This window comes from Pedobacter sp. KLB.chiD, from assembly GCF_047040275.1.
GTDB lineage: Bacteria > Bacteroidota > Bacteroidia > Sphingobacteriales > Sphingobacteriaceae > Pedobacter.
This window is the reverse complement of record NZ_CP178207.1, coordinates 5,163,074-5,188,885: the sequence shown is the minus strand read 5'-3', so window position 1 is coordinate 5,188,885 and position 25,812 is coordinate 5,163,074. Positions and strand designations below refer to the sequence as shown.

Annotated in this window: 14 protein-coding genes; 4 read left to right on the top strand and 10 right to left on the bottom strand. The window is 40.4% G+C overall.

Annotation, left to right across the window (positions count from 1 at the left end; genetic code table 11):
- Positions 1 to 207: 207 nt before the first annotated feature.
- The 4 genes from ACK1I8_RS21455 (at position 208) to ACK1I8_RS21440 (ending at position 9,035) form a co-directional block, all read left to right on the top strand.
- Complete coding sequence (locus tag ACK1I8_RS21455; protein WP_412467291.1) at positions 208 to 3,234, top strand: DUF2723 domain-containing protein; 3,027 nt, start codon at positions 208 to 210, stop codon at positions 3,232 to 3,234.
- 214 nt (positions 3,235 to 3,448) lie between these two features.
- Positions 3,449 to 6,487, top strand: coding sequence for a protein O-mannosyl-transferase family (locus ACK1I8_RS21450; RefSeq protein ID WP_412467290.1), 3,039 nt, complete (start codon positions 3,449 to 3,451; stop codon positions 6,485 to 6,487).
- Between the two features lie 290 nt (positions 6,488 to 6,777).
- A complete protein-coding gene (locus tag ACK1I8_RS21445) occupies positions 6,778 to 8,109 on the top strand; it encodes an IS4 family transposase (RefSeq protein ID WP_412467289.1) in 1,332 nt (443 codons plus the stop codon).
- A 371-nt stretch (positions 8,110 to 8,480) separates the two neighbouring features.
- Complete coding sequence (locus ACK1I8_RS21440; RefSeq protein WP_412467288.1) at positions 8,481 to 9,035, top strand: REP-associated tyrosine transposase; 555 nt, start codon at positions 8,481 to 8,483, stop codon at positions 9,033 to 9,035.
- Positions 9,036 to 9,400: 365 nt separating this feature from the next.
- On the opposite strand, the gene ACK1I8_RS21435 is transcribed toward ACK1I8_RS21440, so the two are convergent.
- From ACK1I8_RS21435 to ACK1I8_RS21390, 10 genes are all read right to left on the bottom strand, one after another.
- Positions 9,401 to 10,363, bottom strand: coding sequence for an acetyl-CoA carboxylase carboxyltransferase subunit alpha (locus ACK1I8_RS21435; protein ID WP_412467287.1), 963 nt, complete (start codon positions 10,361 to 10,363; stop codon positions 9,401 to 9,403).
- A 427-nt stretch (positions 10,364 to 10,790) separates the two neighbouring features.
- Positions 10,791 to 12,350, bottom strand: coding sequence for a S10 family peptidase (locus tag ACK1I8_RS21430; RefSeq protein ID WP_412467286.1), 1,560 nt, complete (start codon positions 12,348 to 12,350; stop codon positions 10,791 to 10,793).
- A gap of 173 nt (positions 12,351 to 12,523) precedes the next feature.
- Positions 12,524 to 14,455 (bottom strand): alpha-amylase family glycosyl hydrolase, encoded by a 1,932-nt coding sequence (locus tag ACK1I8_RS21425; protein ID WP_412467285.1) that lies wholly within the window; start codon positions 14,453 to 14,455, stop codon positions 12,524 to 12,526.
- Positions 14,456 to 14,603: 148 nt separating this feature from the next.
- Positions 14,604 to 15,980, bottom strand: a complete 1,377-nt coding sequence (locus ACK1I8_RS21420) for an MFS transporter (RefSeq protein WP_412467284.1) — start codon at positions 15,978 to 15,980, stop codon at positions 14,604 to 14,606.
- 178 nt (positions 15,981 to 16,158) lie between these two features.
- The gene (locus ACK1I8_RS21415; RefSeq protein ID WP_412467283.1) at positions 16,159 to 17,838 is read right to left on the bottom strand and encodes an alpha-amylase family protein; all 1,680 of its coding nucleotides are present in this window, start codon (positions 17,836 to 17,838) and stop codon (positions 16,159 to 16,161) included.
- Between the two features lie 182 nt (positions 17,839 to 18,020).
- Positions 18,021 to 20,339 (bottom strand): glycoside hydrolase family 65 protein, encoded by a 2,319-nt coding sequence (locus ACK1I8_RS21410; protein WP_412467282.1) that lies wholly within the window; start codon positions 20,337 to 20,339, stop codon positions 18,021 to 18,023.
- A 99-nt stretch (positions 20,340 to 20,438) separates the two neighbouring features.
- Positions 20,439 to 21,137 (bottom strand): beta-phosphoglucomutase, encoded by a 699-nt coding sequence (pgmB, locus tag ACK1I8_RS21405; RefSeq protein WP_412467281.1) that lies wholly within the window; start codon positions 21,135 to 21,137, stop codon positions 20,439 to 20,441.
- Positions 21,138 to 21,207: 70 nt separating this feature from the next.
- On the bottom strand, positions 21,208 to 23,121 hold the full coding sequence (locus ACK1I8_RS21400; protein WP_412467280.1) for a glycoside hydrolase family 13 protein: 1,914 nt from the start codon (positions 23,119 to 23,121) through the stop codon (positions 21,208 to 21,210).
- Between the two features lie 58 nt (positions 23,122 to 23,179).
- Complete coding sequence (locus tag ACK1I8_RS21395) at positions 23,180 to 24,196, bottom strand: SusE domain-containing protein (protein WP_412467279.1); 1,017 nt, start codon at positions 24,194 to 24,196, stop codon at positions 23,180 to 23,182.
- A gap of 20 nt (positions 24,197 to 24,216) precedes the next feature.
- Positions 24,217 to 25,806, bottom strand: a complete 1,590-nt coding sequence (locus ACK1I8_RS21390) for a RagB/SusD family nutrient uptake outer membrane protein (protein ID WP_412467278.1) — start codon at positions 25,804 to 25,806, stop codon at positions 24,217 to 24,219.
- Between the last annotated feature and the right edge of the window lie 6 nt (positions 25,807 to 25,812).

Here is a 25,812-nt window from a genome sequence, read left to right as displayed (position 1 = left end):
TCCTCGAAAGGGAATGCAAATGTAGGAACCTTATTTTAAATATGCAAGACTGATTTTAAAATATTTTTAATTTCTTTCCTGCTGTTCCTGTTTGCGATGCAAAGATAAAAAAATCATCATATAGCGTGCAACATTTTATTTTTTTATACGACTTTTTTTACCACTAACCACCTAAATCATTTATTATCAAAAGACTAAAATTAAACTATGAATTACTCAAGGATAAACACCATTGGAGGCTGGCTCTGTTTTATTATTGCTGCAGTCACATACATTTTAACTTTGGATCAATCTGTAAGTTTCTGGGACTGTGGGGAATTCATTTCTTCTGCCTTCCGAATGGAAGTGGTTCACCAACCAGGTGCGCCAATAGTCTCCATGATCCAAAGGTTATTTTCAATATTTGCTTTTGGCGATAAAACCAAGGTCGCCTATTTCATTAATATATCCTCTGCGCTTGCAAGTGCAGGCACTATCCTCTTTTTATTCTGGACCATTACTGCACTGGCCAGGAAGACAGTCGTTAAAAATGGCGAAGAAATCACCAATCAAAAAATCATCGGGATTATGGGTGCAGGTTTTGTTGGTGCTTTGGCTTATGCTTTTTCTGACAGTTTCTGGTTTTCTGCTGTAGAAGCCGAAGTTTATGCCATGTCGTCGCTCTGCAACGCGATTGTATTCTGGGGCATATTAAAATGGGAATCGCAGGCTGAAGAACCAAAATCAGACCGTTGGTTACTTTTTGTGGCCTACATAATGGGGATTTCTATTGGTGTACACATCTTAAACCTCCTTACCATCCCTGCATTAATATTTGTTTATTATTTTAAAAAGAACCCATCAACAAACTGGCAAAGTATATTAAAAGTATTTTTCGTTTCCATTGCTGTTCTGGCAGTGGTTCAATTTGGCATTATTCAATATATCATTTCTTTTGCCGCAGGCTTCGATTACTTTTTTGTAAACACCCTGGGTTTAGGCTTTGGAACAGGCATATTGTTCTTTGCAACACTCCTAATCGGGGGACTGGTTTACGGTATCCGCTATTCCATCCTTAAAAAGAAAAGGGTTTTGAACCTGGTGATGTTGTTTACCGTCTTGCTACTTTTTGGCTATAGTTCTTTTGCGTTGCTCATCATCAGGGCACAGGCTAAACCAAATTTAAACAACTATAATGTAGATAACGTATTCTCGTTTTCAAGATATGTGAGTCGCGACCAATACGGTGACAGGCCGCTGCTTTATGGCGAAAACTACAATTCAGAAAAAATCGGCGTCAAAGAAACGGGCCAGATTATCCGTAAAGGCGACAAAAAATACGAACCAGCAGGCACCAAATCAGCCTATATTTTTGCCGATAAAACTTTACTGCCCCGCATGTACAGTGATAAACCTGAACATGTTAATTTTTACAAAAGCTACATGGGTTTTGATGATGAACATAAACCTACTTTGCTGGATAATTTGAAATACCTATTTTCTTTCCAGACCGGACAAATGTACATGCGTTATTTTATGTGGAATTTTGCAGGCAGACAGGATAATGAAGATGGACAGTTTGGTGGAAAAGATGGCAATTGGCTCAGTGGTATAAAACCGTTGGATGCCATCAGGCTAGGCGATCAAAAAAACCTTCCACCGTCCATCCTGGAGAATAAAGCATACAATAGATTTTTCTTTTTACCGCTGATAATCGGTTTAATTGGCGCCATTTGGCATTTTAAGCGCAACCAGAAAGACGCAGGTATTATCGGTTTACTTTTTGTATTTACCGGCGTGGCCATAGTGATGTACCTCAACTCTGTTCCTGTTGAACCCCGCGAAAGAGATTATGCTTATGTAGGTTCGTTTTATGCTTTTGCCATCTGGATCGGTTTAGGGGTTTTGGGGTTAAAGGAATGGTTTTCACAAAAATTGACACCTTTGCGCGCAAGTATCGTTGCTACAGTTATCGCTTTATTTGGTGCCCCGATCATTATGGCCAACCAGGGCTGGGACGACCACGACCGTTCTGACAGTTACATGGCAAGAGATATGTCTGTCAATTACCTCAAATCGTGCGCACCTAATGCCATCTTGTTTACCTATGGCGACAATGATACCTACCCGGTTTGGTGTGCACAGGAAGTAGAAAACATCCGTCCGGACGTGCGGGTGGTGAATTTAAGCTTATTTACTGCCGACTGGTATATCGATGGAATGCGAAAAAAGCAAAATGAATCTGCTCCCTTGCCCATTACGCTAAAACATGAGCAATATGTTGAAGGTACGCGGGATATCATGTACTACCAGGATTATAAGATCGCCCAGCATATCGAATTAAAAGAAATTTTAGATGTACTCCTATCCGATCATGATGAAGATAAAGTAACCATGACCGATGGCTCTAAATACAATGTGCTACCGACCAAAAACCTTAAACTGGCCGTGAGTCCGCAGCAGGTACTGGATACGGGAACTGTACCAAAAGAAGATGCCGGTAAAATAGCAGACAGTATGGAATGGACTTATAATTCGAATTTTGTAACTAAAGGCACATTAGCTTTGTTTGATATCCTGGCACACAATAACTGGGAACGGCCGATTTATTTTAGTGGCGCCATGCCAAACGAGCAGTACGTAGGGCTTAACAAGTATCTCTATTCTGAAGGTTTAAACAAAAGATTACTCCCATTAAAACCTGATACTGCCATTACACAGGATTTTGATCGCGTAAACCTGAAACCGATGTACAATAACCTGATGAAGGTATATGGCTTTGGCAACATCAAATATGCAAACCATCTCGACAGACAATCTGCAGATGATGTAACCATGTTATCGAATATGTTTAATGGTTTATTAACCGGGCTGATTAAAGAAGGTAAAATTGCCGAGAGCAAAAAAGTAACGGATAAATACTTTGAAGTGATTCCGGCGAAATTTTACAGCATGCGTCAGGTAATGAGCACCTATTATTTTACCGAAAACCTTTATCGGTTAAATGATTTAAACCGTGCAAATGCCATGATCAAAAAAACCGCCGATTATATAGGTAAGGAACTCACCCACCTGGCCGATGTATCCGAAAGCAAAAACCAGCTATCGTCAGAACAGGATGTGCGTTTATATCTGGGTTATTTAGGCCAGATGGTAAAGTTAACAGATGCATTTAAACAGGTAAGCCTGAGCAAAAACCTCGAAAAACAATATAACGATCTGATTACAAGGTTTACCCCTTTTGCGGCAGGATAGGCAAAAAACATCCTAAATTTAACCCATAGGCGGATTTTAACGTTCTGCCTATGGGTTTTTGCTTTCAAACAAATTAAAATCCTTTATGAGAAAGTTCTCAAGCCGTTAAAAATTGTTAAATCGATGCAAAAATTTAACCGTTTTATCGACGAGAATAGTTAATTTCGGCAGCATTTTTATGTGAAAACAATTTTTAATATCATTAAACAAACCAATGAATTATTCAAAAGTTAATAATATAGTAGGCTGGATCTGCTTTTTAATTGCTACACTAACTTACGTTTTAACCTTAGAGCCTTCAGCTAGTTTTTGGGACTGCGGTGAATTTATCGCATCGGCATTTAGAATGCAGGTTGTTCACCAGCCTGGTGCACCTTTATTCTTAATGATCCAACGTTTCTTCTCCATTTTTGCAGCTGGGGATTTAACCAAAATCGCTTATTGGATGAACGTGGGTTCGGCCGTTTCCAGCGGAGCAACCATCTTATTCTTATTTTGGACAATCACTGCATTGGCTAAAAAAACAATATTAAAAGCCGGTGAGGAATTAACTACGGGCAAATTAATCAGTATTATGGGCGCAGGCGCCGTTGGTGCGTTGGCTTATACTTTCTCTGATAGTTTTTGGTTTTCTGCTGTAGAATCTGAGGTATATGCTCAATCATCCTTGTTTACTGCTATTGTATTCTGGGCTATATTGAAGTGGGAGGCGCATGCCGATGAGCCAAGGGCCGACCGTTGGTTATTATTTATTGCCTATATTATGGGTTTATCAATTGGTATCCACTTACTAAACCTTTTAACTATACCAGCACTTGCCTTTGTTTATTATTTTAAAAGAACCGATAAAGCAACTACCGCAGGAATTATTAAAACACTTCTGGTGGGTATCCTAATCCTGGCGGTTATCCAATATGGCATTATCCAGTACCTGGTTTCGTTCGGTGCTTATTTCGATCTGTTTTTTGTAAATACTTTAGGCCTTGGTTTTGGAACTGGTGTTTTATTCTTTGCTATTTTATTAATCGGTGCCCTGGTTTGGGGAATCCTTTATTCCATCAAGCATCAGAAAAAACTATTAAATTTAGGTTTGATCTCTACTGTTTTAATTATTTTCGGTTATGCCTCTTTCTCCATGATCATCATCAGGGCAAAGGCAGATCCAAACTTAAATAACAGCGCACCTAAAGATGCTTTCTCTTTCTTAAGTTACTTAAACCGTGAACAATATGGTGATAGACCACTGGCCTATGGACCAAACTACAACTCTGAAAGAACAGGTGTAACAGAAGGTAAAACCATCTGGAGAAAAGGTAAAGACAAATATGAAGTGGCTGGCAAAAAAACCGATTACGAATATAACAACAATACTTTACTGCCACGTATGTATAGTGATGATCCCAGACATGCTGACTTTTATAAGGAGTGGATGCATTTAGATGATGGTAAGCATCCGAATGTAGTGGATAATGTAGGCTTTTTAGCCAGTTACCAGATCGGTTACATGTATATGCGTTATTTTTTCTGGAATTTCGTTGGCCGCCAGAACGATGAGCAAGGTCAGGGCAGCGGATTTGAAGGCGAATGGATTAGCGGTATTAAACCATTTGACAGCTGGTTACGTGGGGATCAAAGTCATTTACCGCCATCAACTGTTGATAACAAAGCTTACAACCGTTTCTTCTTTTTACCATTGATTATGGGCATAATTGGCGCACTTTGGCACTTTAAACGCAACCAGAAAGATGCCGGCGTAGTGGCTTTGTTGTTCTTTTTTACCGGTATCGCGATTGTATTGTACTTAAATCAAAAGCCTTTAGAGCCACGTGAACGGGATTATGCTTATGTTGGATCTTTCTACGCCTTTGCGATATGGATTGGATTGGGGGCGCTAGGAATTAAAGAGTGGCTGTTTAAAAAACTGACCCCAACTGCCGGGGCCATTGGTGCCACCGTAATTGGTTTACTGGCTGCACCTGTAATTATGGCCGAGCAGGGATGGGATGACCATGACCGTTCTACCAAACTGGTTCCACATGATATTGCTTATGATTACTTGCAATCCTGTGCACCAAATGCCATCTTATTTACTTATGGCGATAATGATACCTACCCGCTTTGGTATATCCAGGAGGTAGAAAATGTACGCCCTGATGTTCGTATTGTAAACTTAAGTTTATTTGACACAGATTGGTACATCAATGGTTTAAGACAAAAACAAAACGAATCTGCTCCATTGCCAATTACCATGAAACCTGAGCAATATGTACAGGGTGAGCGGGATGTAATGCCATATGATGATTATAAAATTGCGGGCAGTGTTGAACTTAAAAATGTAGTTGATTTATTGTTATCAAACGATGAAAGCGATAAAGTACCGATGCAAGATGGAACAAAATCTAATTTCCTGCCTACTAAAAACCTCAAAATCACGGTAGATCCTCAGCAGGTAATCAGTACCGGAACTGTGCCTGCAGCTGATGCTTCAAAAATTGCCACTACCATGGATTGGAAATTTAATAAAGGTTATGTGACTAAAGGAACTTTGGCCATGTTCGATATCCTGGCACATAACAATTGGAAACGCCCGATTTATTTTGCATCTACTGTTCCTTCTGAGCAATACAACGGTTTAGATAAATATTTATACAGCGAAGGTTTAGCCTTACGTTTATTACCGCTTAAACCTGATACAACTGCATCTGAAGACAGACAGGAACAGTTGAATACCCCTGTTTTGTACAATAATGTGATGAATAAGTTTAAGTGGGGAAATATGAAAACGGCTAAATATTTAGACCCGCAATCATCAGATGATACTTTCATTTTTACCAATATCTTCAGTAGCTTAACCAATAGCCTGATTAAAGAAGGTAAAATGGATGAGGCTAGAAAAGTCGTGGATAAATATTATGCGGTAATGCCGGAAAGATTCTTTGGCATCCGTACAGTTGTTGTAAAATTCTATATGGCTGAAAACCTATATAAGTTAGGTGAAACGGCCAGAGCCAATGACATTTTAGATAAATCAGGCGATTATATCAATAAGGAATTGACCTATCTGGCTGATATTTCACAATCGAAAGGTTTAACCGGATCGCAGAATATTCAAACCGGCTTATACTATTTAGATCGAATGATTAAAACAAGTAAAGCTGCTGGTCAGGATAAGTTGAGTGATAAGCTGCAGAAAATCTTCAACAACCTGGAAGGTCGTTTATCCATGTTCTTCCCACAACAAGGTCCGCAATAATAAACGGATCTGAAAATAGCTTACCAAGCAGCTGCATTCATATGTAGCTGCTTTTTTTATCTGCGCTTGCGCTCGTTTCAGATGAGCGTGAACGATCAGGAAATGTTTGCGCTCGTTTCTAACGAGTGCAGCGATAGCTTTACGATTTTATCGTAAAAGATTGCTCAACGTGTGATATGCTTCTAAAGTCGTAAATACGACAAGCTATTTACACGCTCGTTACAAACGAGCGTGCAATGTCGTTAAGTTAAGGAAAAACATTGCAAAGAAAGGATTTAACCAGTATCTTTATGTCAGCCCTTATAAAGGAAGGCGAACTTTTTCCAGTTTATAGAAGGGCTTTTTTACACACTATTAATCACATTGAAAATGAAGATTTTAGAGTCTCCTCTAAAACTGTTTCTAGTGATTTTACAAGGAAGCGTAAGTTTTCCTTTAAGGACCTTGTTGTCAATATCCTGGGCTTTAGCCGTGCCTCCGTCCGAACCGAACTTGACAGGTTCTTCAAATCCCTTTCCGGTACAGGTTCAGAAATCACCACCTTTTCTAAAAGTGCGTTTACTCAGGCTCGGCAAAAATTAAGGCCAGAGAGTTTCATCTGTTTAAACCAATCTCTTTTAGATTATTTTAAAAACAATAGCCCTTCTCAAAGAAACTGGAAGGGCAAGAGGGTTGTCGCTATTGATGGAAGTTTTCTTGTACTGCCAAACGAAAAATGCTTAATAGAGAAATTTGGTAACTTTTCGAATCAAAACAAAACTATTTCTGCAGGTGCCAGGATATCAATTGCTTATGATGTCTGCAATAATATTATCCTGGACGCGCTGATTGGCCATACACAGCACGATGATGAGAAAGAGATGGCCAAAAATCACTTGAAGAATTTAAATAGTGAAACTGATATTCTTGTTTTTGACCGGGGATATCCCAGTCTTTGGCTAATTTCTTACCTAAAGAAAGAGGGGTTTGATTTTTGTTTCAGGTTGAGTACAGCATGGAAAACTGCCCATGAAACTCTAAATTCAAGCATAGAAAAAGATATTGACTTTGAGCTAAAAAAGCGTCCCTCGCAAGAATACGGGAAATTGAGGAGCTACAACCTCCAGACCAAAGTTGAGGGGCTAAGGCTGCTATCGGTAGATTTACCTGATGGTGAACAGGAAGTTCTACTTACCAGTTTGTGTAACAGAGATGTATACCCAGTCCAAGCAATCAAAGAACTATACCACATGAGATGGGGAGTGGAAGAATGTTACAAGCGCATTAAACAGGTAGCACAAATGGAATATTTTTCAGGGAGAACGGTACATGCTATTCAACAGGATTTTTATGCAAGGATAATTTTATTAAATATTTCAGCAATGATAGGAGTGCAGATCGAAAAAGCCGGACAAAAAGATAAAGGACACAAGCATGCCGTACAAATCAATAAAACTCAGGTAGTAACCAAAGTTAAAGACTTTTTGATTGACATATTTTACAGAAACGACATAGTCTGTTCGGTCCAGAAAATCCTAAAGTTATTAAAGAATTGCACGGATATAGTTAGATCCAATAGAAGCTTCAAAAGAATTAAGGTCTATAAAGAAAAGAGAAAACCTTTGATGTACAGAGGGATATAGCTTAACTTAACGACATTGAACGAGCGTGAGCGGGGCGTGAACGATCAGGAAATGTTTGCGCTCTTTTCTAACGAGTGCAGCGATAGCTTTACGATTTTATCGTAAAAGATTGCTCAACGTGTGATATGCTTCTAAAGTCGTAGATACGACAAGCTATTTACACGCTCGTTACAAACGAGCGTGAGCAAGCGCAAGCATAACGAGCAGCGATAGCTTTACGATTTTATCATAAAAAGATTGCTCAACGTGTGATATGCTTCTAAAGTCGTAAATACGACAAGCTATTTACACGCTCGTCACAAACGAGCGTGAGCAAGCGCAAACATAAAGACGGTTTTGTGATTTTTCTGAATAAATAAATATCTTTATGTATGTCAGACCAATATCAAGCCCGGGATCCGTATGGAATTTACTTTCTAACCTTTACCATCGTGGATTGGGTGGATATATTCACACGTTTATCCTATAAAGAGATTATAATCAGCTCACTAAAATACTGTCAAGAAAAAAAAGGATTAACACTTTACGCTTATTGCTTAATGACGAATCATATACACCTCATTGCGTCAGCCAGCGGTAGTATAAAGCTTTTTGAAATTGTAAGAGATTTTAAAAAGTTTACAAATAGGGCAATCATCGAAGAGATCTATTCAGGAAATGAAAGCAGAAAAAAGTGGCTGCTGAATAAATTTGAATTCGCGGGAAGATATCTGACAAGAATTGAGCATTATAAGGTTTGGCAAGACGGTTACCATGCGGTTGAACTGGTAAGTCCTGAATTTACATACCAAAAGCTAAATTATATTCATCAAAATCCAGTTAGGGCCGGAATAGTATCTGAAGCGGAACATTACACGTATAGCTCAGCATCTAATTATTGTGATTTGAACGGTCCGATAGACGTGGAATTATTGGATTTTGATTAATACAAACTGGTTTTTTACTTGTACCCGTTTCCAACAAGTGAAATGATAGCTTTATGATTTTATCGTAAAAGATTGCTCAACGTGGGGTATGCTTCTAAAGTCGTAGATACGACAAGCTATTTACACGCTCGTTACAAACGAGCGTGAGCGATCAGGAAATGTTTGCGCTCGTTTCTAACGAGTGCAGCGATAGCTTTACGATTTTATCGTAAAAATCACTACGATAATAAACGATATCTAAAGTCGTGAATACGACTTCATATTTACACGCTCGTTACAAACGAGCGTGAGCGCGCACGCACGCAGCGCAAAAAAAATCCCGTTTAGCATGGCCAAACAGGATTCAAGTTTATTTTAGTTAATGATTATTCGTTTACTACACCCATTTCACAGAATTTCTCAATCCTTTGCTCAATCATCTTATCTGTTTTTAATTTGCCCAAAGCAGCCAAATCTTTCACAATATATTCTTTTAATGTTTTGCCCATTAACTCCGGATCCTGGTGAGCACCACCAAGTGGCTCAGGAATGATGCCATCAATCAGTTTGTTTCCAAACATATCATCAGCGGTCAACTTCAAACATTCGGCAGCTTTCTCTTTAAAATCCCAGCTTCTCCATAAAATAGAGGAACAAGATTCCGGAGAAATTACCGAATACCAGGTGTGTTCTAACATATATACCTTATCTCCGATACCGATACCCAAAGCACCACCCGAAGCACCTTCCCCTACAACAATGCAGATAATCGGCACGCGTAAAACCGACATTTCCAATAAATTTCTGGCAATCGCTTCACCTTGCCCACGCTCTTCAGCCTCTAAGCCGGGGTAAGCGCCCATCGTATCGATGAAAGAGATCACCGGCTTGTTGAATTTTTCGGCCAAACGCATTAAACGCAGCGCTTTGCGGTAACCTTCCGGGTTGGCCATCCCAAAATTGCGAAACTGGCGCTCTTTGGTATTTTTACCTTTTTGGTGACCAATAACCATCACCGTCTGACCATTTATAGAAGCAAAACCGCCAACAATAGCTTTATCATCTTTAACCGTTCTATCACCGTGCATTTCAATAAAATCATCGCAGATCATATTGATGTAATCAAGAGTTTGCGGGCGATCCGGGTGACGGCTCATCTGAACCTTGTTCCAACCGGTTAAATTTTTATATAAATTATTGGTAGTTTCATCTAATTTACCATCAAGCTCGTCCAAAGTGGCAGACATATCTACCTTGGTTTTTTCGGCAACTTGCTTAACCTTTTCTATCTGCTGAACCAAATCGGCAATAGGTTTTTCAAAATCGAATGATGTTTTTATCTGCTGCATAATTGAACCACAAAAATAAGTAATTATTTTTAGTTTGTAACCAACAGTTTTTTGTTTAAGTGTTTAGGTAGAGAAATCGCACCAGCTTTACAGATAAAAGAAAGGCAAAATACGATTATTTCTTTTTTTGGAAAGCAATTGCAGTGGTTGATAGGCTTTGTTCCGTCCTGCTCTCCCTCCTGCTGATGAAAAATCAGCATCTGTCCGATCAGGTTTATTTATTCCGGTTTCTGCAACTATGCGGGTTTCCGTGCCAGCGCCCTAGCCTATTTAGCCCTGATTGCAATGGAAAGCACGCAAGCGAGGCACGAGTGCGGACTTGTAATGCAAAGCAGGACTAACGATAATTATTGCAATACAAGTGCGCTCCTATAAACCCAAAAGCATTGACAAATAATAGTGCTTAAGAAGTTTGTAAATACTAAATTTAGAATTTAGCGGCTTCTCCTGCTTTCGGCAAAGCTTTTTTAATAAACTCGCGGATATGGTTATTCGCCGTTTTCAGATCGTCTTTCCGCAGGTACATCATGTGCCCGCTGCGGTAACCTTCCCAGCTCATACGGTCTTGCAGTTTACCCGCGGCATCTAACTGCCACATGCTATATTTGGCATTAAAATAATCGCAAGCACCATCGTAATAGCCTGATTGCACCAATAAATGTAAGTATGGGTTCTGCGCCATCGCCTGGCGGAGATTATCGCCGGTCTGATCTCCGGATTTATCCCAGGGGTAAACCGAACCGAACATATTGTATTTCAAGTCGGTTTTATAATTCAGCTCGTTGCGGATGTACATATTGATGGCTGGTGTAAAAGAATGCAGCCAGGAGGTGAGTTCGGCATTATAATCGGGGCTTTCGCCAGCCCCCATTTTATCTATACCACGGTAGCGCGAATCCAAACGTCCAACGGTAAATCCCTTATCTCGCAATAATTCTTTCCAAAAAAAATCTGTTGGAACATTAAGGTTATAATCTAAAATTACTTTTTCAGAAAGCCCCGAATAACGGGCCATTTTCAGGGCAATGGCTTTCTTTTTATCCGCACTCAACATTCCTCCTTGCGAAATGGCCGGGATAAGCTCGTTAATCGTAAAAGTTTCTACCTCCGGAAGCATCGTGGTTAAATCTTTGCTCTGTAAATCGGCTGGCAAAGCTTTATGGTACCAAGCAGTAGCGGCAAAATAAGGCAAACGCAAAGCAGCATCCACAGGGCCGCTACGTTCAATGCCCAATTCGGTTGGCGAAACCAGTACTACACCGTTCAGATACATCCACTGGCTGTTCTGTAATTCTAAAGCCAAGCCCGAAACACGGGTAGTGCCATAACTTTCTCCAATTAAAAATTTAGGTGAGGCCCATCGGTTATTGCGGGTTACAAAGGTGTTGATCCACTCGGCCAGGTATTTAATATCGGCACGAACCCCAAAAAACTTATTGGTTGGAATATCTTTGCTCACCGCTCTCGAATAGCCTGTATTAACCGGATCGATGTATACAATATCTGCCACATCTAAAATAGAATAAGGATTCTCCTTATAACCATAGGGCTGAACAGGATACCCTTCATCATCAATATTCAAAACCACCGGACCGGTATAGGCAATATGCATCCAAACCGAAGCAGACCCCGGACCACCATTAAAAGAGATGACTAAAGGTCGCCTATCGCGATTTTTTACATCGCTGCGTTCGTAATAAGTATAAAATAAACCAGCAATCGCTTTGCCATCCTCATCCCAAACCGGCAAGGTACCGGTAGTGGCCTTATACGGAACCGCTTTGCCGTCAATGTTCACGGTGTGATTGGTAACCACCGAGCTTTCTACTTTAATGTTCCTTTCATTAGCTGAAGTTTTAGGTTCGTCTTTAACCGTTACCTGTGTAGTGGTTACGGTTTCTTTAGATTGGTTTTTTCCGGAACCTTGTTGCGCGTATGCGGAGATACCGATGCTCAACAGGGTAGCAAGTATAAATCTGAATTTCATGAAGTTTGGTTTGAACCCTAAATATCAAACTATTATTGCGCTAATCAAAAAAGCGCATTAGAAATGTTACCATAAAAAGAACAGAGGTTATAGAATGGCTAGCTGGAAATTCTAATAAATGGAGGAAAAGGCGCAGGGCTTGAAATCCTGCACCGTTTGGATGCAAAATTGAATTACTTTAATGCTGTTTTACTAAAAATATGGTATTCTCCAGGTGCCAAAGTCTTCAGATAAGTATTGTTAGACAGGTTAATACTGGTACCAACTGCATCTGTCCACGTTCCAGCTGTACCGAAATCGATATTCGCCGTCTGACTCACCACATCAAAATTACCCACCACCACAACGGTATTAGCGCCTTCTGTTAACTTGATATATTTGATGCCACCGGCAAGGTTATAGGTTGAATTGCTTGAATTAAAAATACTGTTATTCTTTTTCAACCTGATGAATTTGGCATAAGCGTCATACAAAGCCTTACGATTAGGGTCGCTGTAATAATCCCATTTAATGGGTTTTTCACCGGTCCTGCCATTAAAGTCGATGTTGATATCGTAACCCAGTTCGCCAAATTGCCAAACCATTTTGGGCCCTGGGATACTGAATAAAAATGCGGCTACAAGTTCTTCCCTTTTTAAAGAGGTGGCCAGGTTTCCCTTAATTACATAATTTCCGGAAGCGTTACCATAGGTAATATTCTTAAAATTTAACCGCTCCTCGTCGTGACTTTCGCCATAACCAACTAAATTTTCTGATTTAGCAAAGCCATGATTGGCATAAAACCCCCATTGAAAATTAGAATTATCCAGCCAGCCCATCGTAGCTTCATTCATGTTATAATTCATATTGTTCCAGAGCATCATGCCATCATCAGCCAGTACTTTTTCTTCAGATTCTTCGGCAAAGTGTTCCAAAATCACATAAAAACTAGGGTCTAAACTTTTGATATAACCATTGTAATCTTTCCAAATGGCAATTCGGCCGGCATCGTAAATCCTGAACTGTGCATCATCAGTCGATTGTTTCTGTGTAAATCCCTTCGAGAGATCGAAACGAAACCCATCAATTTTATATTGCTGCATCCAGAATTTTATTACATCTTTCGAGAATTTCCTGGTAGCAGCACTTTCATGGTTAAAATCGTAACCTACATTGAACGGATGTTTGGCATCCACATTAAACCATGGACTATTTGCCAAAGGTTTTGAGCCATCAAAGTACAATTGTACCATCGGCGACTGACCGAAAGAATGGTTTAACACCATATCCATAATTACTGCAATACCGCGGCCATGGCATTCGTCGATAAAATTCTGCAACGCGGTTTTGGTACCATAATATTTATCGGGCGCAAAATAAAATGATGGATTATAGCCCCAGCTCAAATTTCCTTCAAATTCGTTTACCGGCATTAATTCGATTGCATTAATACCTAAACCGCTTAAATAATCGAGTTTGGCCAAAGTTGAGGCATAATTATGTTCGGCGGTAAAATCACGTATCAATAATTCGTAAATCACCAGGTTGTTTTTTTCAGGGCGGCTAAAACTGGCATTTTTCCAGGTATACACGGGCTGATTAGCCTGCATTACACTTACAATTCCAGTTGTTTTACCTGTTGGATAGGCTTTTAAGTTGGGGTATGTTGCTGCGCTAATATATTGATCGTTATCAGGATCAAGCACCTTCTCACAATACGGATCTGCAACTTTCAGGTTCCCGTCAACATAAAACTGATAAGCATACTCTGTAGATGGATTTAAGTTATCAACCTGAATCCACCAGTAATTCCCATCGCTAGTATTTTTCATTGGCGTTGCACTGGTAGACCAATTATTAAACTCGCCTATCAGTGTAACTGATTTTTTATTGGGCGCATACAAGGTTACAATGGCCGATGTTCCATTATTGATAAAAACTACACCATCTTTAGCCCCTGCTGGCAGATCAGCTTTCAGATCAGTTGGTATCGGTGCCAAACCGCCATCTGACGCTTTTTTACAGGCGGTATTAAATACTGTTAATAATAGCAACAGGTAAATAATCGTTTTGACTCTTTTTATTTCGTGCAGGTACGAACCATGGCAGTTAATATTTTTCTTCATTTGGTTAGGTTATTTTGGATTTTATGGGTTATACGCCATGGTTCGTGTCACCACCGAACCATACTTATGAATTTTTTCTATCGATCTTTGTCTCACCGACCGAAATTATACCGGTAATCTGTGAGGACACAGTCCACGGGTTAGTGTTTTATACTGATCTATTTTCTTCTAATCCAAGCTTTGAAGCTAAAACTTCATTTGTTTTCTTAGGTTCGCGAATAAATACATAACAAATCAGGGCGGCCAAAATCATCAGTCCGCCACCCAATTGTACTGCTAAAAGCCTATCGTTATTGAGTACATTACGCATCAGCCAGCCAAAGCCCAATGATGCAATAATTTCGGGCAGTACAATAAAAAAGTTGAAAATGCCCATATAAATACCAATTTTATCTTTTGGCAACGAACCGCTTAACATGGCATATGGCATAGAAAGGATACTTGCCCAGGCAATCCCAACACCCGTCATACATAAATACAGCATGTTTTTATCGTGTACCCAGGCTACGCTGATTAAGCCTATGGCCCCACAGATTAAACAAAGGGCATGTGTAGTTTTACGGCCCAGTGCGTCGGCAATTTTTGGTAATACCAGTGCAAACAGGAAAGTGATCACACTATAATAAGCAAGTGTTAAACTGCCAAAATCGGCTCCATGTGCATAAACCGGATCAGCAGCATCTTTTCCCCCAAAAACATTTACGGCAACAGCTGTGGTATAATAAAACCACATTAAAAACAGCCCTGGCCAGGTAAAAAACTGAACCAGTGATACAATCTGCATCCTTTTTGGCATATTCCTTAGTGCGTAAAAGATTTCCATTGCGCCACCACCAAAGCCTTTATTGCTTTCTTTAATTTTTTCTTTGAAATCTATATCCTGAGGCGGATATTCTTTAGTGGTTAAAACGGTCCATAATACTGCAGCAAAGAAGAAAAAAGCACCAATGTAAAAAGAAAATTTTACGTTTTCCGGAATATTTCCCTGTTCGGCAGTATTGGTTAAGTGAAATATATTGTTCATGATCCACGGCAAGGCCGAGGCCACACTGCCGCCTAAACCGATCATCATGCTTTGCATAATAAAACCCCGGTTAACCTGGCTATCGGGCAATTTATCTGTCACAAAAGCACGAAAAGGTTCCATGGCAATATTTCCAAAAACATCTAAAATCCAGAGTAAACCAGCTGCCATCCACAGCACACTACTATGAGGCATGAAAATTAAGGCAATACTACTTACGATGGCTCCCAGCATAAAATAAGGTCTTCTTCTGCCCCATGTTGGATGCCAGGTACGATCGCTCAGGTAACCTATTATCGGCTGTACCAATAAACCAGTTAATGGAGCTGCCAAAAACAATAGCGGAACCTGATCCGGATTGGCCCCCAGGTTTTCGTAAATACGCCCCATATTGGCCCGTTGCAAATCCCAACCAAACTGGATCCCGAAAAACCCGACGCTCATGTTGATAATCTGAGCGAGTGTAAGTTTTGGGTTTTCGAATATTGTTTTCAAGCTCATTTTGTTTAGTTTATACGCTTAGCGCAGGGCGCCCAGCGTTATTTTCTATTGCATTAATAAATTCTGTGCTCACTAGTGCGTCATTTTCACCAAAGAGGGCACCGAGTTATACGACGGGGTATAATTATTCTTTGTGTTGCTCTGTGATTCTACTTTGTGAGCGCTGTGGTTAATTGTCTTAAAATTCTATTACCTGTGCACTCACTGGTGCCAGGTTTACGGGAATATTTGTTCCCGCGGGGATATTCAGTTTTTTATCTGTTAATAGGTCGGTAACCGGCACTGAACTTTTAATCTTTAACACTTCTTCTGGAATTTCAATGTTGGCGGTTAACGTTTGGTTTCGATCAAAATTGGCCACGACCAATAAACGCTGCCTGCCCGAGTAACGGATAAAGGCATACATGCGTTTGTTCATGTTCCCGGTAAGGGGTACTTCGTAAATTTTACCATTAGCTATGGCATCACTTGATGAGGTCACCTTTAACAATTGCTTGTAATAAGCCCTTAAATTCTGTTGTGCAGCACTTAGTTTATGACCGTCAAACAAACCTCCGTTCATCCATTTCTGATGGTTCGGAACGCCCCAATAATCGAAAATGGTTGTTCGGTTATCATCTCCACCAAAACCTTCCTGTCCTTTTCCAGGTTCGCCTACTTCCTGACCAAAATAAAGCATCACCGGACCTTCGCCCAATGCGGCCGAAACAACCATTGCAGGTAAAGCCAGTTCAGCTTTACCTGCAAATCCTGCTGATGCGATGCGTTCTTCATCGTGATTTTCTAAAAAGCGTAACATGTGTTTGCCAAAACCAGCACTTTCTACCTGCCACACGTTTCTAATCGCAGTTACATCTGCAGTTGGTTCATTTCTGATTAATTTTTTGAGGCCATCATATAAACCTACTTTATCGTAGAGGTAATCGAATTTACCTTCATCCAGGTATTGTTTGTAAACTTTTGGATTATAGGCCTCTCCGATAAAAATTAAACCGGGGTTTACTCTTTTAACCTGAGGGATTACCCAGTTCCAAAAAGCTATGGGTACCATTTCGGCCATATCGCACCTAAAACCATCTACGCCCTTACGGGTCCAAAAGATTAAAATATCACGCATTTTTAACCAAACAGGTGGAATGGGATCAAAGTATTGTTTTTCACCGTTCTGATAATCTATACCATAATTTAACTTAATCGTTTCGTACCAATCGTCGTATTTGGGCTGTGCTGAAAATACGTTATTACCAGTTGCTTTTGCCGGGTCCTCCGCAAACTTGCCATCCTGAAGTACCGAAAGTGGTGTTTTTTGTCCGCTTGTCGGGACCACTAAAGCCTGACCCGGAATATAATAAAAATCATTTTTAGCGCTAAAAGCTTTTGACACATCATCCTGGGAACCAAAATCCACAACATTTTTTGGCTTTGCGCCAGAATGGTAACTTCTGGCCACATGATTGGGTATAAAATCGATCAGCACTTTTAAGTTTTTAGCGTGTGTTCTTTTCACCAGTGCTTCAAACTCTTTCATCCTGTTTCTGACATCAACAGCCAGATCGGGATCTACATCGTAGTAATCACGGATGGCATAAGGCGAACCCGCCCTTCCTTTTACCACGTCAGCATCGTCAGGCTTGATTCCGTAGGCACTGTAATCGGTTAAACTCGCATGGGCCAATACCCCGGTATACCAAATATAGTTTACATGAAGTTCTTTTATCCCGTCTAATGCTTTATCGGTAATGTCGTTAAACTTACCGGAACCATTTTGTTCAATGGTTCCGTAAGGGATATTCGTGGTATTTTTATTCCCGAACAAACGGGGCAGTAGCTGATATATAATGATCTGTTTATCATTCATTTTTGTATGCTGTTTTTGTGCAAAGGATGATATAGGGAGTACGATGAAAGTCAATAAAAGTGTAAATAAGCACCCTTTATTGCTTTTAAACACGAATAAGCTTTGAGCAGAATAACATCTTCTATCAGATAAAGTTTTAAATTTCAGCCCTCTGCTCTCCATCTTCATATCCCTTTCCTTTCTCATACCAAAGCAGCATTATTTACTTCAATCTCTGTATTTCCGGCCAGTTGATAAAGCTGGTTTCTGATGCCAATTTCCAGATCAATACCAGCATTGTTTTTGATATTGATACTGTTCTCGGTAATATTTACCTTTAAGGTAGCTCCCCTGAAACCGATGGTGAACGAAAAAGATTTCCATTTGCCCGGCAAGAAAGGATTAAAATATAATTTACCATCACGCACGCGCATACCAGCAAAACCTTCTACCACACTCATCCAGGTTCCTGCCATCGAAGTGATGTGAAGCCCATCTTCGGTGTCGTTATTATAATCATCCAGATCTAAACGTGCAGTACGCAGATAGAATTCGTAGGCTCGTGCCTCGTCATTTAATTTCGCTGCTAAAATGCTGTGTACGCAGGGCGATAATGAACTTTCATGCACCGTGCGGGGTTCATAAAAATCAAAGTTGCTTCTGATGGTTGCTAAATCATAATCTTCCTCAAAGAAATACAATCCCTGTAAAACATCAGCCTGTTTAATAAAACACGAACGTAAAATCCTGTCCCAACTCCATTTTTGATTAATCGGACGTTCGCTGGCCGGAAGATCCTTCACCAAAGTTTGTTCTTTATCTAAATATCCGTCCTGTTGCAGGAAGATACCCAGTTTTTCATCTTTTGGATAGTACATTTTCTCGATGATACCAGCCCAATCCGCAAATTCCTTTTGATCAAAATTCAAGCTTTTTAACAGGCTTTCATATTTCCCAGGCTGCTGTGCTTTCACAATTCCGGCTGCTTCGGTTGCATATTTCATACACCATGTAGCCAAAATATTGGTGTACCAGTTATTATTCACGTTGTTTTCGTATTCATTTGGACCGGTTACGCCAAGCATCACATATTGTTGTTTATCATTGCTCCAGTTTACGCGCTGTTTCCAGAAACGGGCAATAGCGATCAATACTTCTAAACCATAATCGGAAAGATAACTTTCATCACCAGTGTAACGGATATAATTAAAAATAGCAAAAGCGATGGCTCCGTTACGGTGGATTTCTTCGAAAGTAATCTCCCATTCATTATGACATTCCTCACCGTTCATGGTTACCATCGGATATAAGGCAGCGCCATTTTTAAAACCTAATTTAGCTGCATTTTCAATGGCTTTGCCCAACTGTTTATGGCGGTATACCAACAGGTTTTTACTTACTTCCTGCGGAGCAGTTGCCAGATAAAAAGGCACACAATAGGCCTCTGTATCCCAATAAGTAGAGCCACCATATTTTTCACCTGTAAAGCCCTTCGGACCAATATTCAAGCGGTCATCTTTACCGGTGTAGGTTTGAAAAAGCTGGAAAATATTAAAACGGATCGCCTGTTGTGCGGAAACATCGCCTTCGATAATGATATCACTCTCTTCCCACTTTGTTGCCCATGCGTTACTTTGTTCTTTTAATAAAGTATCAAATCCCTTCGCAGTTGCTTTGGCTATTACCGATTTTGTTTCTTTTAAAAGTGATTCTTTAGGATAATTTTCTGAAGATAAATTTGCGGCAATTTTAACCAGGGTAACCTCTTCGTTTGCTTTAACATTTACAGAAAAAGTCTGTCCTACGAATTTCTCTTTACGCACAGGCTCCGGACTGATCGTCAACTTTTCTGCATTCTTATACAGTTCGACGTTACTCCCGGTGCAAACTTCAAATTCAGTTTTCTTGGTTCTCAGTTTGATATAAGTTTCAGTACCCGTGATTTCATCTGATACTTTATCCCAGAATTTTTCATCATAGTTGCTATCCTGATTTTTGACATCACCATCAATAAAAGGCATCAAAGTTAACCTGCCATCAAAATTTAATGGCGTAACGCTATAACGGATGGCACCAACTTCATCATCAGCAATACTACAAAAGCGTGTTGATTTAACCTTCAGCATTTTACCGCTTTTTAGCTTGGCGATGAAAGTACGTTCCAGGTAACCGGCATGCATGTTCAATACGCGTTTAAAATCACTTACCTCAGCTGTTGCCAGATCAAGAATTTCATCATCGATTTTTACTTCAATACCTACCCAGTTTGCTGCATTTAAAACTTTGGCAAAATATTCAGGGTAACCGTTTTTCCACCACCCCACTCGGGTTTTATCAGGGTAATATACACCTGCAACGTAATTTCCGAGCAGGGATTCCCCGGTATAAGTTTCCTCAAAATTGGCGCGTTGGCCCATACGGCCGTTCCCCAAACTGAAAATACTTTCCGAAATTTTATTTAGATGTGGATCAAAGCCTTCTTCGATAATATTCCACTCGTCTGCTTTAATGTAGTTTTTCATATTTCGTATCAAGTAGCGTAACCTGTATCAAGTAATAAGTATCAGGTATCAAGATAAATTTTTAAAACTTGATACTTGTACTCAGTACCTGCTACTCCTTTACAACGCTTCTAAGTCTTTAACTGTTAATTTATCCAATCCGCTTACTACCAGATCAGCCTGGGCAAGCACACTTTTTTCACCGATCCCGATGGCTTTCATTCCTCCTCTTTTTGCTGCTTCTACCCCTGCAACAGCATCTTCAAAAACCACACATTCTTCGGGTGCGAAGCCTAAGAGTTCTGCCCCCTTTAAAAATACCTCCGGATCGGGTTTTGATTTAGTGACCATATTTCCATCGACGATTTCATCGAAGAAATGGGCAAGATCTGTTTTTTCTAAAATAATCCCCGAATTTTTGCTCGCAGAACCCAAAGCGAGTTTATAACCAGCTTTGTGAATCGCCGTTAAGAAATCGACTGTTCCGGGCAAAACTTCTGCGGGTGTCATTTTAGTAATCATATCTACATACCAGCCGTTTTTTAAGGCAGCAAGCTCTTCTTTTTCTACGTCGGTTTTTTCTACAGCACCCCAAGCCAGAATCTTGTTCAAACTTTCTACCCTACTCACACCTTTTAACTGTTCATTCTGCTCTTCTGTAAAGTCGAAACCCAACGTATTAGCCAATCGTTTCCAGGCTTTGTAGTGGTAAACCGCAGTATCTACCAATACACCGTCTAAATCAAATAGACAAGCCTTTATTGTGGCGGGAGGTGAAGGGTGAACGGCGGAAGGTTCTGAATGATTATAATTTTGCATCTTTGTTATATTTTTTAGTATCCTGTAATTAGCATTGAGTATCAAGATATCACTCTATACCTCTTACTTTCTACCTTAATTCAAGAACCAGCGTAGTCTTAGCTGGAACTTTAATGTTTTTAAATTCGATATTTTCGCCGGTAACCACATTTTTTGCTGCTGTAATCCCGGCTGTTCTCTCGGCAAAACGATCTGTACCTAATGTTTTTTCTTTTTCTGTATTGTTTACAATAACCATCACAGTGCCTTTTGGTTCTGTAGTGTATCGGAAATAAACATAAATATCATCCTGAGGTACAAACTGCATCAATTTGCCTGTTTGTAAAGCCGGACTATTTTTACGAAAGTTAGCCAGCGTTTTAACAAAATCGAAAGCCTCATTTTCTTTTTTGGTACGTCCGTCAGCGACGAACTTATCTTTTTTATCACCCTCCCAGCCTCCGGGAAAATCAGAACGGATCAAACCATCCGGATTGGAAAAATTTTTCATCAGGATCTCTGTCCCATAATACATCTGCGGAATGCCACGCATGGTTAACAGGATACTCATGCCCATCTTGTATTTGTCGAAATCTTCGCCAACCATCGAATAAAAGCGGCTCATATCGTGGTTATCTAAAAAGATGCAGTTGGTATTTGGATTTTTATACAGAAAATCGTGTGCCAGGGTAGCATATAAACGGTTAATGCCGTCAACCCAACCATTTTTGCCATTTATTCCTTCATAAATGGCATCTTTTAAAGTAGCATCTGTAATACCTTGCAAATGGGTATCAAAACCGCGATTAACGGTATTGCCACCTGTAAAAAAGGCTTGGTTCGCTACAGCGGTCACCAATGTTTCGCCAAAAACAGAAAGATGCGGGAATTCTGCCTGGACTTTTAAAGCCCAATCGGCCATGTAAACCGGATCGTTATATCCGTATGTATCCAAACGTAAACCGTCTATACCCGCATATTCAATCCACCAGATGTGGTTTTGCGTAAGATAATTCTGCACATATGGATTACGTTGGTTTAAATCGGGCATTGTAGGTACAAACCAGCCATCGAGCATCTGTTTGCGATCGGCAGCAGAAGCATAAATATCCATCACGGTTTGATCGCGATAGCTGGTTTGCGTATATTTTGGCCATTGGTTTAGCCAGCTTTTCATGGGTAAATCTTTATAAAACCAATGATGAGTGCCAATGTGGTTGTGTACAACGTCTTTAATTACCTTTAATCCTTTGGCATGAGCAATCTCTACATATTTTTTGTAAAGTGCATTTGTTCCGTAACGCGGATCTATTTTATAATGATCAGTTACGGCATAACCATGGTAAGAAGCCTGTGGCATATCGTTTTCTACCTCCGGTGTCATCCAAACAGCAGTTACGCCTAAATCTTTTAGGTAATCAAGGTGGTTAATGACGCCCTGGATATCGCCACCATGGCGATAGTACATGCTATCGCGGTTTAATGTCGTTTCAGTTAAACCCTGAACCACATCGTTGCTTTTATCGCCATTCGAAAAACGATCGGGCATCAGCAGATAAATAAAATCTTTATGTGTTACCCCTTGAATCCTGTCTCCACTTTTATCTCGTGTTTTTAATTCGTAGGTGTAACTAAATATCTTTTTGCCATTTACTGAAAAATTAATCGGGAAATTTCCAGGTTTTGCGGCAGCGGCAATTGTTAAATCGAGAAATAAATAATTCGGGTTTTCGACTTTGTTTACCTTTAGGAGCTTTACCCCCGGATAAGTTAAAGAAACCGTGCTTGAAGCAATATTTTCGCCGTGTACCAGCAATTGTAGTTTAGGATTATGCATCCCGGTAAACCAGAACATTGGTTCGATACGCTCAAGTTTTTGCGCATAAAGGCTATTAAAAGAAAGGATAAGTAAAAGCACAATGGTGCCGCTTACTTTATTGAAAAAAGTGTTAGTATGAGCATTAAATAGCAACGGAAATTTTTTAAGGGTATGGATTATGATCATGCTAAAACTTAAAAATGCCCTACAACAATAAATGCTGCAGGGCGGTATGTATAAAAAATTAGTTTTTAACCATAGTGGCTTTTTTAGCAGCCACGTCTAACGTGATGGTGTAGGTTCCAGCAGTGGTAACTGCAATATTATCACCTCCGTTTGTAAGGGTGCTTAAGCTACCACCAAGGTTTGTAGTCCAATCATGCGCAAACCTGAATTTGAAAGCTCCGGTAGTTAAAGTGGTTTTAATGGTATATAAATTAGCTTTACCATCATTGGTTACTTTCATATCGGTATCATTGCCCCAGCCACCTGCGGTTGCGTCGCCAATAATCGACCATTCTTTCGGAACACCGATGGTATAAGTACCTGCATTCAGATCAACAGTTACCTGTTTGACTACTGCATCAGGTGATTTAAGGTTATCGCCTGCACTGCTGCTGATTTTACCTCCTCCGGCATCACCATAAGCTACATCCCATTTTTTTGCCGGGGTAACTTTAAATTCGAGGTTGCCCGGTGTAAACGCAATCATTCCGGTATAAATGCCATTACTTGAAACGGAGATCAAACTATCGGCAGTTGACGGATTCCACCCCTGGTATGCCCCAGGAACATACACCCATGCCGAAGCAAGATAAGGTGTGGCTGTTAACGTGATCACGTTTGAATAAGTTAGATCGTTTGCTGCCGCACCCGATTTTAGTCTCACTTCAATCTGTGCTGCAGTTCCTACCTTGCCCCCCAGCGCCAAGATCATATTGTTTACCTCAGTAACGGTTGGAGCATAGGTTTTGGTAGTTACGGTCACTTCTCTAACCGGAGAAAAATTAGTGCCTTTTAAACCAAACTGTAAGCTGGTGTTTACCGGCACCACGTATCCGGTTGAAGTAGCAAGTGGGTAGCTTAAGGTAAATGCCACTTGCGAGGCATTAGATTGTACCAGGTTAAGCGTGGTTGCTGATGTGGTTAGCGTTCCTGCAGGGCTAATAGTTGAAACGGTCTGCGTTTCGTCTTTTTTACATGACCAGAGCGAGATCGCCATAAGGCCAACTGCGAGGGATTTGAATAATATTGATTTCATCTCTTATTAAAAAATTAAGATTAATAACCTGTGTTTTGAATCAAATTCGGGTTTGCAATCAGATCTGCTAAAGGAAGCGGATACAAATTACGATAAGCGGGTAACGATGCTCCAGCCTGTACACCCCCTTTAAAAGGCCACAAATAAGCGGAGCCTGTAAATTTCCCATAGCGGACCAGGTCGGTACGGCGATGACCTTCCCAATATAATTCACGGGCACGCTCGTCAAGATAAAAATCAACCGTCAGCGCTGCTACCGATACATTTCCACTGGTATTGCCATAGGCACGCTGACGCAAAAGATTTACATAAGTTAATGCCTGTGCAGCACTGCCTCCAGAACCTCCGCGGGCTACTGCTTCGCCATAAATTAAGTATTGTTCGGCCAAACGGAATAAGGCAAAATCAAGGGAGCTGAAAGTTCCATTCAGTGATCGGCCCATTGCACCTGTAGATGTTACATTTTTGAATTTAGTTACGCGCAAACCATCTGTAAACTCACCTACAGCATCAACGTTTCTTTTTGTACCGAAAAATACACCGCGTTTATCCTGGTTTCCATTGGCATCAGGAAAAAGTGCAGGAAGGTTTTGCCTGGTCCTGTTACCACCCCAGCCGCCATTTGGCACGCCATAAGACGTTGGGTTCATATCACCATTGATAGCCGCATTGATCAAAAATGTTGTACCACCATAATTCGTACCGTTAATACCATCGTAATTGATAGTTAGGATATTTTCGGTATTGTTCAATTCATTATCTGCTTTAAACAAGTCCATGTAGTTTGCTTTTAAGCTATAGCCGGCATTAATCACCTTGCTTGAGTAGGTAATGGCCTCGGTATATTTTGCAGTTCCGGTATACACCTGAGCATTTAGATATAACCTTGCGAGTAAAGCCCAGTCAGCCCCCTTATCGGCACGTCCATATTCATTGGTGCGCGCATCGGCCAAGTCGCCTTCAATGGCTTTTAATTCCGATTCTACATAGGTAAATAAAGCGGCCCTTTGGATCTGTTTGGGGTTTACCTTACCAATGGCATCATCTTCGGTAATAAACGGAGGGTTTCCGAAAGCATCCATCAGCACCCAGTATTGATAGGCACGTAAGAAACGGGCCTCGGCACGGTAACGATTAATTGCAGTGGCATCGGCCCCGGTGATATTTCTGCTGGCTAATTTCTCAGGGGTACTTTCACGAAGAAACTCGTTGCAGAAAGTGATCTGCAGAATACTCCTCGAATACAGTCCGCGCAAAAACTGGTTATCCGGACTTGGTGTACCGTAATCCAGTTCCGGAATACCCACATCGCCCCAGGCACAGATGGCCTCATCGGTTACCAGTTCCTGTGAAGTCCAGAATAACCTCAAAAAATCGGCAAAACCTGCGTTTAAACCGCCAACATCACTATTATCTGATCCTGATGGACTGGTAAGTGCATATGTTGCGTATAGTTTTACCAAGCTGTTTTTGTAACCTGCAGGCGTTGCATAAACATTCTCGGCAGTTACATCATTGGTAGGCCTCAGATTTAAATCTTCTTTTTTACAAGCATTTAAACTGATGGCCAGGAAACCCAATGCTAATATTGTTTTAAATGAATTTTTCATTTTCTC